Source organism: Amycolatopsis ruanii (assembly GCF_003385175.1).
Lineage (GTDB): Bacteria > Actinomycetota > Actinomycetes > Mycobacteriales > Pseudonocardiaceae > Amycolatopsis_E > Amycolatopsis_E thermalba.
Window position 1 is genome coordinate 21,371 of record NZ_PQHY01000003.1, and the last position, 14,877, is coordinate 36,247.

The following is a 14,877-nucleotide window of genomic DNA, read 5'->3' on the forward strand; positions in this document are numbered from 1 at the left end:
TCGTTGTTAATACGTATGCAGAACACCATCGGGGACACCCGTGTGTCAAGCCCAAGGCGGCCGGAGTTCGGCTAGGATGCGTATGCACGGCCGATCCACGGGAAGGGGCGCCGATGTCGATCACGAGCCATGACGTGGCCCGGCTCGCCGGGGTCTCGCAGCCGACCGTCTCCCGGGCGCTGCGCGGGGACCACCGGGTGTCCGAGGCCACGCGCGCGCGGGTGCGCGAGGCGGCCGAGGCGCTCGGGTACGTGCCCAGCGAAGCGGGCCGGAGCCTGTCCACGCGCTCGACCCGCCGCATCGGGGTGGTCGTCACCGACCTGACCAACCCGTTCTACCCGCACCTGATCGGCCCCCTGCACGACACACTCGAGCGGCACGGGTACCGGATGATGCTGTTCACCGAGCGCAGCGAGACCGCGCTGGAGACCGAACGGCTGCTCGACCGCTCGATCGACGGCGTCGTGCTCACCACCGCGGTGATCGGGTCCGCCCTGCCCGCCGAGCTGCACCGCCGCGGCCTGCCGTTCGTGTTCCTCAACCGGGAGACCGGCAACGACAAGGCCGACGCCGCCGTGGTGGACAACGAGGCCGGCGGCCGGCTCGTCGCCGAGGAACTCGTGCGCCTCGGCCACGCCGACGTGGCCCTGATCGGCGGCCCGGCGGAGACCACCACCGGCCGCGACCGCGAACTCGGGTTCCGGGTGGGCCTGTCGGAGGCCGGGGTCGGCCTGCCGCGGCACCGCGTGCGGCGCGGGCCGTTCGACTACGGCACCGGCTACCAGGGCCTGCTCGACCTGATGGCCGAGGACCCTCGCCCCACGGCGGTGTTCTGCGGCAACGACGTGATCGCGATCGGCGCGATGAACGCGGCGCGCCGGCTGGGCGTCGACGTGCCGGGCGACCTGACGCTCATCGGGTTCGACGACCTGCCGATGGCGTCCTGGGAGACCTTCGACCTCACCACGGTCCGCCACGACCTGCACGGCATGGCCCAGGCCGCCGCGGACCTGCTGGACGTGCGCTTCGCCGGCGGCGCGGAGGAGACACCGCGCCGCGTCACGTTCGCCCCGGAGCTGGTGCCGCGGGGCACGCACGCGGCGCGGTGAGCCTCACGACGGCGCGGTGCGCCGCCGTTCCGCCGCGGCCCAGGCCCACGGGGTGAGCGCGCCGCCGTAGAGCGGCATCGGGATCGGCTCGTCGTCCTCCCGCATCTGCTCCCACACCCGGGTGACGCCGAAGCTGCCGTGCCGGCGCACCGCGGTCACCGTGTCCAGGTCGATCACCGCCGTGAGCACGCCCGCGCCGGAGCCGGGCAGCGCGGCGAGGACCTGCCCCTCGGGCCCGGCCAGCACCGAGTGCCCGGCGCCGGTCGGGCCTGCCGCGTTGACGCTGGCCACGAACAGCTGGTTGACGGTCGCGTTGGCGCGGGCCAGCACGACCTCCTGGGCGCGGTCGGCGGTGTCGGTGCGGACCACGTTGAGCACCAGCTCGGCCCCCAGCCACGCCAGGTGGCGGGTGACCTCCGGGAACCAGGCGTCGTAGCAGACGGACAGCCCGACGCGGCCGACCCCGGGGATGGGAAACACCACGAACTCACGGCCCGGCCGGAACGGCTCGTGCGGGCGCCAGGGGAAGACCTTCCGGTAGGCGGCGGCCTGCTCACCCCCGGGCGAGTACACGACGGCCGTGTTGTAGACGTGGCCGTCGGCGCCCAGCTCCGCGACAGTGCCCGGGCACAGCCACACGCCCAGGTCCCCGGCGAGTTCGGCGAAACACCGGTGCCGCGGCCCGTCGGTCAGCGGCTCGGCGTCCATATCGGACTCTCCGGTCACGTGCAGCTCGGGGTAGGCCAGCAGCCGGGTGCCCGGGAACCGGCGCAGCGTGGCGGTGACGTGCTCGGCGAACCCGTCGACGTCGCGGCAGGCGGGGACCTGGGCGAGCGCGAGGGTGAGCGGCCGTCCCATCAGACCTCCTGCAGCGCCAGCCGCTGCGTGCGCAGGGTGGCGGTGGCGCGGTGGGCCGCCATGCCTTCCGAGGCGGAGATGACCTCGACCGCGTCGGCGAGGGCGGGCGTGGCTTCGCGGGCGACCCGCTGGTAGGTCAGTGGCCGGACGAACCGGGACACCGACAGCCCGGCGCTGTGCCGCGCGCCGCCCGCGGTGGGCAGCACGTGGTTCGTCCCGGCCATGCCCTTGTCGGAGTAGGCGACGGTGCTCCACGGCCCGAGGAACAGCGACCCGTAGGCGGTCAGGTGCGTGTGGTACCAGTCGTCGTCGGCGGTCTGGATCTCCAGGTGCTCGGGCGCGAGGTCGTCCATGAGCGCGGCCGCGGTCTCCCGGTCGGCCGCCACCGTGATCGAGCCGTGGTCGCGCCAGGCGGGACCGGCGATCGGTGCCGTGGACAGCGTCGCGAGCTGCCGGTCGACCTCCGCGGCGACCCGCGCCGCCAGCTCGGCGCTGGTGGTGATGAGCGCCGCGGGCGAGTCCGGGCCGTGCTCGGCCTGGCCGAGCAGGTCGGCGGCGACGAGTTCGGGATCGGCGGTCTCGTCGGCGATCACGGCCACTTCGGACGGTCCGGCGAGCAGGTCGATCGCGACGGTGCCGAACAGCTGCCGCTTGGCCTCGGCCACGAACGCGTTGCCCGCGCCGACGAGCATGTCCACCGGGGCGTCGCCGACCAGGCCGTAGGCCATCGCCGCGAGCGCCTGCACCCCGCCGAGCAGGAAGACCCGGTCCACTCCGGACACGTACGCGGCGTAGAGCACGGCGGGGTTCGGGCCGCCGTCGGGCTGCGGCGGGGTGCACGCCACCACCGACGGCACCCCGGCGGCCTTGGCGACGCCGACGGTCATGAACGCGCTCGCGGTCAGCGGGAACCGGCCGGCCGGGAGGTAGGCGCCGACGCGCTGCACCGGCACGTAGCGGTATCCGGCGACCAGGCCCGGTTCGAGTTCGATCTCCAGGTCCTTGAGCGCGTCCCGGGACGCCTTGGCGAACGCCGGGGTGCGGGCGGCGCCGAGCTCGATGGCCGCGCGCAGGTCGTCCGGCAGCGCCTCGCCGCTGCGGCGCATCTCCTCGCGCGAGATCTCCAGTGGCCTGCCGTCGTAGCCGTCGAGTTCGGCGGCGTAGCGGGTGACGGCATCGAGTCCCTCGGCGCGGATCCGGCCGAGCATGCGCGTCACGGTGTCGATGACGCCCGGGTCGCGCTGGGCGGGGGCGCCGCCGGCCGCGGGCTCCTTGACGACGGTGAACCGGCCGGCGAAGCGGCGCTGGGTGGCTTCGGTGAAGTACATGCCCGGAAAGCTAGTTCCGCTCCGGCCACAGGACCACCTTGTCTTCCGTTGGGACACCTATAACCTTTCCTTGTGACACTGACACAGCTGCGTGCCCTGGTGGCGGCCGCCGAACTCGGTTCCTTCACCGCGGCCGGGAACGCGCTCGGCTACACGCAGGCGGCGGTCTCGGAACTGGTGCGCCGCCTGGAGGAGGAGTGCGGTCTGCAGCTGTTCCACCGCGGCGGGCGCAAGCTGACGCTCACCCCCGCGGGCGCGCAGCTGCTGCCGCACGCGCAGCAGACGGTGAGCGCGGCGCAGAACGCCGAGGACACGGTGCGGGCGGTGCGCGGGCTGACCGGCGGGGTGGCCTCGTTCGGCCTGTTCCGCAACGCCGACTTCTACCTGCTGGCCGAGCTCGCCGAGCGGTTCGCCACCGCGCACCCGGACGTGCGCGTCCGGCTGGTCGGGGTCAACGCCGCGCGCGTGGCCGAAGCGGTCGCGGCCGGGGACCTGGAAGCGGGCATCGTGGTCCTGCCGGTCACCCCGTCCGGGCTGGAGGTCACGCCGCTGGCGCGGGACGAGGTGCTCTACGTGTCGGCGGACCCGGCGCACGTGGCCACGCCGGTGGACATCACGACCATGGCGGCGCGGCGGCTCGTCCTCTACGACGCGCACGTGGGCTGGGCGGACCCGGACCGGCTGCAGCTGGCCGAGCGGGCGCAGATCGCCGGGGTGCGGCTGGAGCCGTTCCTCGAGGTCGAGCAAGCCCAGGCGGCGCTGCACCTGGTCGCGCGCGGGCTCGGGGACACGTTCCTGTCCCGGGCGGTGGCCGAACGGCTCCTGCGCACCGAAGGGCTGCGCCTGCACACCACGACCTTCGACCCGCCGCTGCACAACACGTTCGCGCTCGTCCGGCGGCGGCACAGCAGGCTCTCCCCCGCCACCGCCGAACTCGCCCGGCTCGCCGTGGACCTGTTGATGCGCAACGAGATGCTCGAACACCGGCGGCCCCTCCCCGCGCGGGAGGAGCCGCCGGTGCCCTGAGGGAGAACTCAGCGGGCGAACTTGTCGGCCGACAGCTCGCTGCGGTAGGTCTCCGTCATGAAGAAGGTGATCACCACCAGCGCCAGCACGGCCGCCACCGCGAGGTAGACCCACACGGCGTAGATCGTGCCGAAGGTGGACACCAGCAGCGTCGCGACGAACGGCGTGATGCCCATGAAGATCGAGAACGAGCTGTTGTAGGCGATCGAGCTGGCGCTGAACCGGGTGCGGGTGGCGAACAGCTCCGCCGCGCACACGGTGACGATGCCGGTCAGGAAGAACTCCGGGATGATGTAGATCAGCTGGCTGGCCACGGCGCCGCCGAACGTGCCCGACTGGCCGACCCAGAACGCCAGCGGCACCAGGAAGATGCAGCACAGCGCGCCGATGACGAGCATCGGCTTGCGCCCGATCCGGTCGGAGATCGAGCCGGCCAGCGGCAGCAGCGGGATCAGCACGGCGACCGAGATCATGTTGGACAGCCAGGCCGCCGACTTGGACAGGCCGAGCGTCTCGGACAGGTACTCCGGGTAGAAGGTGACCCAGGTGTAGGACAGGATCGCCAGCATGATGGAGGCGCCGCAGAACACCAGGATGGGCCGCCACTGGGACCGCAGCGCCTCGCGGAACGGCGCGGCGACGACGTTGGTGCCGTGGTCGGTGGCGGCGACGAACTCCGGCGACTCCTCGATCCGGCGCCGCAGCCAGACCCCGACCAGGCACAGCGGCAGCACCGCCAGGAACGGGATCCGCCAGCCCCAGCTGCGCAGCGCCTCGTCGGTGAACACCGCGCTCATCAACGCGGCCACCCCGGCCCCGGCGAGGATGCCGAGGAAGCAGCTGTTGGACGCGAAGGAGGTGTAGAACCCGCGGCGGCGCGGCTCGGCCCACTCGACCACGAACGCGACGGCGCCGACGTACTCACCGCCCGCGACCATGCCCTGCACGACCCGCAGCACCAGCAGGATCAGCGGCGCGGCCAGGCCGATCTGGTCGTAGGTGGGCAGGACGCCGATCGCGGCCGTCGAGATGCCCATGAACACGACCGTCCACAGCAGAACCTTCTTGCGGCCGAACCGGTCGCCCCAGCGGCCGAGGATGGTCCCGCCGAGCGGGCGGACGAGGCACGCGATCGCGATCACCGCGTAGGCGCTGAGCACGCTGGCGGTGTGGTCGCTCGCCGGGAAGAACGAGGCGGCGAGGACGGGCGCCATGTAGCCGTACAACCCGTAGTCGAACTGCTCGACGAAGTTGCCGATACTGCCGGCGACGATGGTCCGGCGGATCACCTTCCGGCGTCCGGGCGCGTCGGCGGGCGCGGCTGTGGTCGGCGCGACGGTGGACATGACACCTCCATTGTGCCACAACGGCTGAGCCGTTTGCATACGTATGGAGAGCAACATAGGTGTGTGACGTGGTGCGGTCAAGACGCAGATCACAGCGGGGAGTTCGCTCTTGCCGACGATCATGCATACGGATACAGTCAGCGTGCCCCGGCCCGCTGCACGGAAAGGACCCAGCCATGCCCCTCGATCCGGTCGCCTACCAGCCCTACGAGGACCCGGACGACTTCATCCGCGAAGTCACCGACCGGATCTGGGTCCAGCGCGACATCTCCTACATCGTGGACAACTACGAGCCGGACTCGATCGTCCACGGTGGCCTCGGCACCGTCGTCGGCCGGGACGGGGTGATCGAAGGCAGCCTGATGCGGATCGCGCAGGTGCCGCAACACGTGGGCCAGGCCGAGGACGTGGTGTGGGAAGCCCGCGGCGATGACGCCTTCCTCAGCTCGCACCTCGTCTTCTCCGCCGACACGCACATCGTGAACGGCGTACCGGCGCCGATCCGCAAGCGCACCATCGCCAACTGCCTCTACCGCCGCGGGGGGATGGTGGAGGAATGGGTCGTGCGCGACGACCTCGCCGACTGCCTGCAGCTCGGGCTGGACCCGGCGGAGGTCGCGCGGGGCCTGCGGTTCCGCGGGTACGAGGGCTCGATGACCGAGCCGGCCCCGGCCGACGTGCTGACCGCGGGCGACAGCGGGCCGCGCCCGGACGACCACCGGCCCGAGTGCGAGATGGTGCTGGAGTTCATCGAGGAGGTGTGGAACGCGCGGCGCCTGCACAAGGTCACCGACTTCATGCCGCGCGACCTGTTCCTGCACACGATCGGCGACCGGACGGTCCTCCGCCCGGACGGCTACCAGCGCGACCTGCTCAACCAGGTCGCCCCGTTCCCGGACGCGCGGTTCGAGGTGCGCGACATCCAGACCAACTACGCCGAGCGGTACGCGGGGCTGCGCATCGCCGTGCTGTGGGTGATGAAGGGCTCCTACCGGGGCGTGCCGGAGTTCGGCCCGCTGACCGGGCAGCCGGTCGACCTGATCGGGGTGTCGCAGTTCCTGGTCCAGGGCGGCCGGATCACCCGCGAGATCCGCGTGTTCGACCAGATCGCGCTGCGGGCGCAGATCAACAGCCACGAGAGCTCGTTCACCGACACGAACATCTACTGACCCTGATCGCGCCGCCCGGTCAGCGTGGTGGCCGGGCGGTGATCAGGACCGCGGCCGTGATGATGGTGGCGACGACGAGCAGGGCGATGAGGCCGGCGTCGACGAGGGTGTCGATCATGATCGGCTCCGCGTGGCGGGTTCCTCGCTGCGGTTGCGGGAGCGCAGGCTGGTCACCGTGACCGTGGCGAGGATCAGCACGATGACCAGCAGCGAAACGGGGGTCGGGATGGTCGGCACCCCGGGCCACACCTCGTGCGCCCAGTGCAGCACGAGCTTGACCCCGATGAAGGCCAGGATGATGGCCAGGCCGTGGTTGAGGTGGACGAGCTTGGCCAGCGCGGTGTGCAGCACGAAGTACAGCGCACGCAGGCCGAGCAGCGCGAAGGCGTTGGTGGTGAAGACCAGGTAGGGGTCCTCGGTGATGCCGTAGACCGCGGGCACCGAGTCGACGGCGAACACCACGTCGGTGGCGAAGACGGCCACCACCACCAGCGTCAGCGGCGTCAGGGCGCGGCGTCCGCGTTCCCGGACCACCAGGCGCGTGCCGCGGTAGTCGTCGGTGACCGGCATCAGCTTGCGCAGCAGCCGGACCGAACGCATCCGCGACACGTCGCGCTCGAGTTCCGGGCCGCGCAGGGCCTCGTGCAGGATCTTGATCGCCGAGACGAACAGGATCGCACCGAACACCAGGAAGGCCCACGTGCCGGCCTGCAGCAGGGCGGCACCGGCGGCGATGAAGATGCCGCGCAGCACGAGCGCGCCGACGATGCCGTAGAGCAGCACCCGCTGCTGCACCTCGACGGGCACGGCGAACGCGGCGAGCAGCAGCATGAAGACGAAGAGGTTGTCGACCGAGAGCGACTTCTCGACGACGAACCCGGTGGCGAACTCCAGCGCCTGGGGCCCGCCGAACGCGCTCCACAGCCAGAAGGCGAACAGCAGTGGCAGGGTCAGGTAGAACACCGACCACCCAGCGGCCTCGCGCAGTGACACCTCGTGCGGCCGCCGGGTGACCAGGAAGTCGGTCACCAGCAGGGCCAGCAGCACCGCGATGCTGATCCCCCACAGCCAGGGCGTGCCGATCGACGACATGGGCGCGGCAGCGGCGACAGCGGAATGGTCCGGCATGGAGGGGCCTCCTCGAACACGGTCAGCGTCCGAGGTCTCCTTCACCCGGTGAGACCGGGCGCCCTGCCGGGGACACACGGGTGTCCGTACTGACCGGTCAGGACCTTGGGAAGTACTCCCCTCGCGATCCAGTATCCGGCAAAGCGGACATGACTGTAAAGAGTGGTCACCCGGATGCGGTGTGCGCACCCGAAGTAGCGGCTGCCAGGCGAATCCGCGGCGCGCATACCGGAAGTATCGTCCTGCGCATGTGCACAGCGCCCCGGACGAGGACGACATGAGCGGCCCGGTTCCCCGCGTCCCGCGCGAGGAGGTGCGGCGGCGCCTGCTCGAGGCCGCCGCGAAGGTGTTCGCCGAGCGGGGGTACCAGGCGGCGAGGCTGGACGAGATCGCGCACGCCGCCGGGTTCACCAAGGGTGCGGTGTACTCCAACTTCGCCAGCAAGCAGGCTCTGCTCGCGGAGCTGATCGACCAGCACGTGCGCACCCGGTTCGCGGCGAGCGCGCTCGAACTGCGCGCCGGGAAGGCGCCGGAGCGGGCCGTGGAGGACATCGCGGAGGTCGTCGCCCGCGGGATCGTCGAGCAGGACACCTGGGGGCGGCTGCTGGTCGAGATCGGCCAGCAGGCCGGTCACGATCCCGCCGTGCGTGCGGTTTACGTGGAGGTGCGCCGGGCGCTGCGCGACGAGCTGGCCGCCCAGGTCGCCCGGACCTGCGAGGAGTACGGCATCGAACTCGCCGTGCCCCCGGAGCAGATCGCGCTGACGCTGCAGTCGCTGCGGCTCGGGCTCGCGCTGGAGCACGGCACCGATCCGGAGCAGGTCGACCGGGCCGCCGTGGCCGCCGTCTTCACGACCACGCTGCGCGGCCTGATCCGCTGAGTTTCGATACTTGCCGGTATTCAATACCCACGGGTATCGTCGGCTTCGTGATCATCTCCCGCCGCCGCGTCCTCAAATCCGCCGCCGCGGTCTCCGGCGCCCTCCCCTTCCTGGGCGCCGGGCAGGCCGCCGCCGAGACCGCGGTCCCCCGCACCGGCGCCCATCTCGTACTGCTCGGCACCGCCGCCGGCCCGGTCCCGATGGCGGGCCGCTCCGGCATCGCCACCGCGCTCGTCGTCGACGGGCGCACCTACCTCGTCGACTTCGGGCACGGCGCGTTCGGCCGGCTCCAGCAGTCCGGTGTGGACATCGGCACGCTCGGCAAGGTCTTCGTCACCCACCTGCACTCCGACCACCTGGCGGACCTGTACACGCTGCTGTGGCTGCGGTTCGGTGGTGTCAACGGGCTGACCCACCCGATCGACTTCTACGGCCCCGGCCCGGCCGGCGCGCTGCCCGAGCCCTCGTCCGGCAAGCCGGCCGGCACCGTCGAGCCGGGCAACCCGACGCCCGGGCTGGCGGGCTTCTTCGCGAACTCGCTCGCCGCCACCGCCTACGACGTCAACCTCCGCATGCGCGACGAGGCCTGGCCCGACATCCGCGATCTGTACCGGGTGCACGAGATCGCGGTGCCCGACGTCGGTGCGAGCCCGCTCGGCGAGATGGCCCCGCCGATGCGGCCGTTCCCGGTCGTGGCCGACGATCACGTGTCGGTCAGCGCGATCCTCGTGCGGCACCCGCCGGTGTTCCCGTCGTTCGCCTTCCGCTTCGACACCGCCTACGGCTCGGTCGTGATCAGCGGCGACACCACCATCACCCCGAACATGGTCACCCTCGCCCGGGGCGCCGACATCCTCGTGCACGAGGCGATCGACCTGCGGATCGTCGAACAGTTCGGCGGCCTCACCCCCGAACAGCTGCGCCACCACCGGGAGAGCCACTCCGACGTCACCCGCCTCTGCGGCGAGATCGCCCAGCCGGCCGGCGTCCGCACCCTCGTTCTGTCTCACCTGGCGCCCGGCCTCAAGGCGATCCCCGACGCGTCCTGGCACGCTCAGGCGAGCCGGGGCTTCGACGGCGAGGTGATCGTCGGCAACGACCTCATGCGCATCCCGCTCAGCCGCTGACCCCCGGCACTTCCGGACGAGAGTGACGTTCCCACGCCGGGGTGCGGCCCGGGTAGCGCGCCCGCGCCGATCACCGCCGGCCCCGTGCCCCTTGCCGTCATGTCAGCGTCCGCTGTACTGTTCGCCGTGTGCTGACCTGTGAGACGCGGGGCGCCGCGCTGGCCCGGCTGGGCCGCGCGCTCGCCGACCCGACGCGATGCCGGATCCTGGTCGCGCTGCTGGACGGCGTGCGCTACCCGGGACGGCTGGCCGCGGAGCTGGGACTGTCCCGCTCGAACGTGTCCAACCACCTGGCCTGCCTGCGTGGGTGCGGCCTGGTGGTGGCCTCCTACGAGGGGCGGCAGGTGCGGTACGAGCTGGCGGACCCGCACCTGGAGAAGGCGCTGAGCGAGCTGGTGCACGTCGTGCTGGCGGTGGACACCGGCGAGCCCTGCCTGGACGAGCCGGCCCCGAGCGTGACCGCATGACCGAGCCACGCAACCCGCCCGCGACCACGCAAGACGACTGCTGCGCCCCTGCCGCCGCCCCCACCGGGCGGCGAGCCACCCTCGAGCGCCGCGTCCGGTTGCTGGTCGCCGCCACCATCACCTACAACGTCATCGAAGCCGTGGTCGCCATCTCGGCCGGCACGGTCGCCTCGTCGACGGCGTTGATCGGGTTCGGGCTGGACTCGGTGATCGAGGTCGCCTCGGCCGCCGCGGTCGCCTGGCAGTTCTCCGGCGCCGATCCGGAGGCCCGCGAGCGGGTGGCGCTGAAGGTGATCGCGGTGTCGTTCTTCGCGCTGGCCGCCTACGTCACCGTCGAGTCCGTGCGCGGCCTGCTCGGCGCCGAGGCGGCCGAGCACTCCACGGTGGGGATCGCGCTGGCCGCGGTGTCGCTGCTGGTCATGCCGTTCCTGTCCAACGCCCAGCGGCGCGCCGGCCGGGAACTCGGCTCGGCCAGCGCGGTCGCCGACTCCAAGCAGACCCTGCTCTGCACCTACCTGTCCGGCGTGCTGCTGATCGGGCTGCTGCTCAACTCGCTGTTCGGCTGGTCCTGGGCCGATCCGGTCGTCGCGCTGGTCATCGCCGCGGTGGCGGTGAAGGAAGGCCGCGAAGCCTGGCGCGGCGAGCACTGCTGCTGACCTACTCGTGCACGGCCAGCGCGATCAGCATCGCCAGCCGCCGGGCGGGGTCGGTGAGGTCCAGGCCGGGGACCGCCGCCGTGACGCGGCGCAAACGGTTGCGGACCGTGTTCTGGTGGACGTCCAGCGCGGCGGCGGCGCGGGCCAGGTCGCCCTGGGCCTCCAGCCAGGCCCGCAGCGTCGGGAGCAGCTCGGTGCCGTGCGCGGCGTCGTGTCCGGCCAGCCGCGCCACCGGGCCGCGGGCGGGGATCCGGCCGGTCGCCGCGGCGGAACGCAGGCGCTGCAGGAGCACCTGGTGCCAGGAATCGTCGTAGCACACGGCTTCGGTGTGGCCGAGGCGGTCGTGCAACGTCAGGCACTCGTCGGACTCCCGGCGGCCGGCCGGCAGCTCCGCGACCTCGCACTCCCCGGACACCCCGGCCGTGACGCGCAGGTGCGCGGGCAGGCCGGTGACGAGTTGCCGCACCCAGTGGAACGCCGGGGCGGGATCGGCGGCGGGCAGCACGGTGTAGACGGTGTTGCCGAACAGGGTGCTGCGCCCGACGCGCGACCACCCGAAGCCGGTCGTGGCGCGCTCGAACGCGAGCAGCAGACCGGCGTTGCGCTCGGCCTCGGTGTGCGCCTGCACCGCGACGGCCCGCAGCCCGGACGCGGGCAGGCCCAGCTTCCGGATCACCGCGTCCGCGTCCGGATCGCCTTCGAGGAGCTGGATGACCAGCTCCGACTCGACCTGCCGCTCCAGGTCCGCGCTGACCCGCCAGCGCAGCAGGTGCAGCGCCACCGTGCGCGCCCCGTCGGTGAGGATGCGCGCCCGCGCGGCGTCCAGCGGCGCGGTGCACGACACCCACACCGATCCCAGCAGCTCCCGGCCCGCCCGGACCGCGACGACCGAGCGGCCGTGCAGCCCGTGCTCGGGTGAGGCCGGCACGAACAGCGGCTCGTCGGAGCGGGCGAGGTGCGTGAACACGCCCTGCCGCTCGAACAGGGCCCGCACCCGGTCCGGCACGCGGCGGCCCAGGATGGTGTCGTGCCGCGCCGGATCGGCTTCGCGCTGCTCGCTGGAGTAGGCCATCACGCGGGACAGCTGGTCCTCGATGGTGACCGGTCCGCCGACCGCCGCGGCGATGGTGTCGGCCAGGGCGGACAGGTCGGCCGGGCCGCGGCCGGACTCGGTCTCGCGCCCCTCCAGCACCAGCCCGTACACCACGCCGGCGACCTGGCTCCAGGACACGCTCGGGTCGGCCACCAGCACGGCCATCCCGTCCGGGTCCGGCGCGGGCTCCTCGGTGGTGCGCACGACCAGCACCACCGCCCGGGCCTGCCGGGCGAGCCGGATCGCCTCGGACACCGTGGGCACGCCGACGGCGAGGAAGATGTCGCCCACCCCGGACTCCTGCCGCACCGGGTCGTGCAGGGCGACGCTGCGCAGCTCGACCTCGCGGTCGGCGGTCCCGAGCAGGCGGGCGCCGTAGGTGCCGAGGATCGTGATCAGACGGTCGAGCTTGACCATGTGCGGATCCTACAAACCGAATCCGGCAAATTGTGCGTTCGGGACACCCTGTGCCCGGCTCGGCGGCGCGATGCTCGGGTCGGAACGCCGAGTCAGGGAGGTTGCCGGTGAACGAGGCCGCTCGAGGTGCGGGACCACGCTCCGCCGTCGTGGTCGGCGCCGGGATCGTCGGGCTGTCGACGGCCTGGTTCCTGCAGGAACACGGGGTGCGGGTGACCGTGCTGGACCGCAAGGGCGTCGCCGCGGGCGCGTCGTGTGGCAACGCCGGCTGGCTCTCGCCGGGGCTCGCGATCCCGCTCAACGAACCCGGCGTGCGGCGGGCCGGGCTCGCCTCGCTCCTGCAGCGCGACGCGCCGCTGCACGTGCCGCGGACCGCCGACCCGGCGCTGTGGTCGTTCCTGCTGCGCTTCGCCGCCCACTGCACCTGGCCCGCGTGGCGCCGGGTGGTCTCCGCCGGCGTGGCGCTGAACGACGACTGCCTCGACGCCTTCGACACCCTCACCCGCGGCGGCGTGGTGGCCGAGACCGTCGAGGCCCCGGTCACCGCGGTGTTCGGCTCGGCAGGCGAGGCCGCGACACTGCTCGCCGAGCTGCGGCGCTTCACCGCGGCCGGAGCGCGGGCCGATCACACCAGCCTGACCGCGAGCGAGGTCCGCGCGCGCCTGCCGCAGCTGTCCGAACGCGCCGGAGCCGGAATCCAGCTGTCCGGCCAGCGTCCCGTCGACCCCGCGCGGTTCGTGCGGGCGCTGGCCGACTCGGTGCGCCACCGCGGCGGCACGATCCGCGCCGGGTTCGACGTGCGGTCGATCCGCCACCACCGGCACGCGGTCACGGTCGTCTCCCGCGACAACGTGAGCTTCTCGGCCAACGTCGCCGTCCTCGCGACGGGAGCCTGGATCAGCCGCCTGGCCGGGAAACTCGGCGTCCGCGTACCGGTGCGGGCCGGGCGCGGCTACTCCTTCACGGTCCCGACGGAGACACCGCTGCGGCAGCCGGTGTACCTGCCCACCGTCCGCGTCGCGTGCACGCCCTACCGGGACGCGATGCGGGTGGCCGGGACGATGGAGTTCCGCGGTCCCGACGATCCACCCGACGAGCGGCGCGTGCAGGCGATCGTCCGGTCGGCGGCCCCGTTCTTCGCGGGCGTGCGCTGGGACGAGCGCAGCGACACCTGGGTGGGCCCGCGACCGGTCACCAGCGACGGGCTCCCGGTCATCGGCGCCACCGCCGAGCCGGGCGTGTTCGTCGCGGGCGGGCACGGCATGTGGGGCTTCACCCAGGGGCCGGTCACCGGGAAGCTGCTCGCCGAGCGCATCGTCACCGGCAAACAGCCGGAAGCACTGCGGCCGTTCGACCCGCTGCGGTGAGCCGGCCGATGGGATCCACAGAGGACCTGGAGTTCCTCCGCGCGGAGAACGCGTTGCTGCGCGTGGAACGAGACATCCTGCTGCGCGTCGCGGCCGGTTTCGCCGGCGACGCGAACGCCACCCTGCTCCGGCGGCGCACCGCCGCCCGGCCGAACGAACGAGGAAACCCGATGGACACCGTGTGGCTGACCGAGGAAGCATACGCGCGCCTGCGTGCCGAGCTGACCGCGCTGCGCGCCGCACACGACCACGACCCGGAGGACCGGGAAACCGGGCTGCGGCGGCGGAAAGCGCGCACCCGCGAGCTGGAGGACCTGCTGCGCCGCGCCGTCGTCGGGCAGGCCCCGCCCGACGACGGCATCGCCGGACCCGGCATGGTGCTCACCGTCCGGTTCGACGACGACCCCGAGACGGAAACCTTCCTCCTCGGGGTGCGCGAGGGGGCGGGCGACGACCTGGAGGTCTACTCCCCCGACTCCCCGCTGGGCCGCGCCCTGACCGGCGCCCGCCAGGGCGAGTCCCGGACGTACCCGGTCCCCAGCGGCGCGACGGTGCGGGTGACGCTGGTGAGCGCCGTGCCCTACGGGCGCCACGCCCACCAGCGGTCCGCCGGAGAACCCCGGCGGGATCACCGGACCACGTCGTAGACCAGCTTCTGGATCCCGTTCGAGCAGGACTGGCGGGCAGCGTCGCCGACACGACGTACTTCGGCATCGCGTGGTAGCCGGCGAACTCCTCGGTCATGCCCGGCCAGACCGGGGAGAACGCCTGGTAGCTGACCCGCCCCAGCAGCATCGCGGTGGCCTCGCCCTGCTCGCGGCCCTTGATCTCGTAGGCGGCCGCGGTGGATCCGGCGGTGCTGTCACCACTGCATCGATCGAGCACCACCGGATTCGACAGCCCGCC

Annotated in this window: 14 protein-coding genes and 1 pseudogene; 9 read left to right on the forward strand and 6 right to left on the reverse strand. The window is 72.7% G+C overall.

All coding sequences use genetic code 11. The features are described 5' to 3' along the window. Window positions 1–113: 113 nt before the first annotated feature. Window positions 114–1,109: a LacI family DNA-binding transcriptional regulator gene (locus tag D0D28_RS02090; protein WP_116109513.1), complete on the forward strand. Its 996-nt coding sequence runs from the start codon at window positions 114–116 to the stop codon at window positions 1,107–1,109. 3 nt (window positions 1,110–1,112) lie between these two features. Here the strand turns inward: D0D28_RS02090 and D0D28_RS02095 are convergent, their stop codons facing one another. Further along, window positions 1,113–1,967 (reverse strand): carbon-nitrogen hydrolase family protein, encoded by an 855-nt coding sequence (locus tag D0D28_RS02095; protein ID WP_116109514.1) that lies wholly within the window; start codon window positions 1,965–1,967, stop codon window positions 1,113–1,115. Beyond that, window positions 1,967–3,295, reverse strand: a complete 1,329-nt coding sequence (gene hisD / locus D0D28_RS02100) for a histidinol dehydrogenase (RefSeq protein ID WP_116109515.1) — start codon at window positions 3,293–3,295, stop codon at window positions 1,967–1,969. The genes D0D28_RS02095 and hisD overlap by 1 nt, the downstream gene beginning before the upstream one ends. Window positions 3,296–3,367: 72 nt before the next feature. Between hisD and D0D28_RS02105 the strand changes: the two genes are divergently transcribed. Beyond that, entirely contained in the window at window positions 3,368–4,321 is a 954-nt protein-coding gene (locus D0D28_RS02105; protein WP_116109516.1) for a LysR family transcriptional regulator, read from the forward strand. Window positions 4,322–4,329: 8 nt separating this feature from the next. Here the strand turns inward: D0D28_RS02105 and D0D28_RS02110 are convergent, their stop codons facing one another. After that, window positions 4,330–5,667 (reverse strand): MFS transporter, encoded by a 1,338-nt coding sequence (locus D0D28_RS02110; protein WP_116109517.1) that lies wholly within the window; start codon window positions 5,665–5,667, stop codon window positions 4,330–4,332. A 176-nt stretch (window positions 5,668–5,843) separates the two neighbouring features. Between D0D28_RS02110 and D0D28_RS02115 the strand changes: the two genes are divergently transcribed. Continuing rightward, entirely contained in the window at window positions 5,844–6,836 is a 993-nt protein-coding gene (locus D0D28_RS02115; protein ID WP_116109518.1) for an ester cyclase, read from the forward strand. Window positions 6,837–6,950: 114 nt separating this feature from the next. Here D0D28_RS02115 and D0D28_RS02120 read toward each other — a convergent pair whose 3' ends face one another. Further along, window positions 6,951–7,964 carry a TerC/Alx family metal homeostasis membrane protein gene (locus D0D28_RS02120; RefSeq protein ID WP_094005068.1) on the reverse strand — a complete coding sequence of 338 codons (1,014 nt, stop codon included), beginning with the start codon at window positions 7,962–7,964 and terminating at the stop codon, window positions 6,951–6,953. A 277-nt stretch (window positions 7,965–8,241) separates the two neighbouring features. On the opposite strand from D0D28_RS02120, the gene D0D28_RS02125 reads away from it, so the two are divergent. The 4 genes from D0D28_RS02125 (at window position 8,242) to D0D28_RS02140 (ending at window position 11,094) form a co-directional block, all read left to right on the forward strand. Beyond that, the gene (locus D0D28_RS02125) at window positions 8,242–8,844 is read left to right on the forward strand and encodes a TetR/AcrR family transcriptional regulator (RefSeq protein WP_094005193.1); all 603 of its coding nucleotides are present in this window, start codon (window positions 8,242–8,244) and stop codon (window positions 8,842–8,844) included. A 47-nt stretch (window positions 8,845–8,891) separates the two neighbouring features. Further along, window positions 8,892–9,971, forward strand: a complete 1,080-nt coding sequence (locus D0D28_RS02130; RefSeq protein WP_116109519.1) for an MBL fold metallo-hydrolase — start codon at window positions 8,892–8,894, stop codon at window positions 9,969–9,971. Between the two features lie 128 nt (window positions 9,972–10,099). Beyond that, a complete protein-coding gene (gene cmtR / locus D0D28_RS02135; protein ID WP_094005070.1) occupies window positions 10,100–10,438 on the forward strand; it encodes a Cd(II)/Pb(II)-sensing metalloregulatory transcriptional regulator CmtR in 339 nt (112 codons plus the stop codon). Next, window positions 10,435–11,094, forward strand: coding sequence for a cation transporter (locus D0D28_RS02140; RefSeq protein ID WP_240323046.1), 660 nt, complete (start codon window positions 10,435–10,437; stop codon window positions 11,092–11,094). Before cmtR ends, D0D28_RS02140 begins: the two co-directional genes overlap by 4 nt. Before the next feature lies 1 nt (window position 11,095). Here D0D28_RS02140 and D0D28_RS02145 read toward each other — a convergent pair whose 3' ends face one another. Continuing rightward, window positions 11,096–12,604, reverse strand: a complete 1,509-nt coding sequence (locus D0D28_RS02145; protein ID WP_116109521.1) for a PucR family transcriptional regulator — start codon at window positions 12,602–12,604, stop codon at window positions 11,096–11,098. Between the two features lie 107 nt (window positions 12,605–12,711). Here D0D28_RS02145 and D0D28_RS02150 point away from each other — a divergent pair, with 107 nt between their 5' ends. Together D0D28_RS02150 and D0D28_RS02155 are read left to right on the forward strand one after the other, a co-directional pair. Continuing rightward, complete coding sequence (locus D0D28_RS02150; RefSeq protein ID WP_116109522.1) at window positions 12,712–13,971, forward strand: NAD(P)/FAD-dependent oxidoreductase; 1,260 nt, start codon at window positions 12,712–12,714, stop codon at window positions 13,969–13,971. A gap of 8 nt (window positions 13,972–13,979) precedes the next feature. Further along, window positions 13,980–14,618 (forward strand): GreA/GreB family elongation factor, encoded by a 639-nt coding sequence (locus D0D28_RS02155; RefSeq protein WP_116109613.1) that lies wholly within the window; start codon window positions 13,980–13,982, stop codon window positions 14,616–14,618. A gap of 36 nt (window positions 14,619–14,654) precedes the next feature. Here the strand turns inward: D0D28_RS02155 and D0D28_RS36495 are convergent. After that, a pseudogene (locus D0D28_RS36495) lies at window positions 14,655–14,811 on the reverse strand (dihydrofolate reductase family protein); the annotation flags it as partial. Window positions 14,812–14,877: the final 66 nt, after the last annotated feature.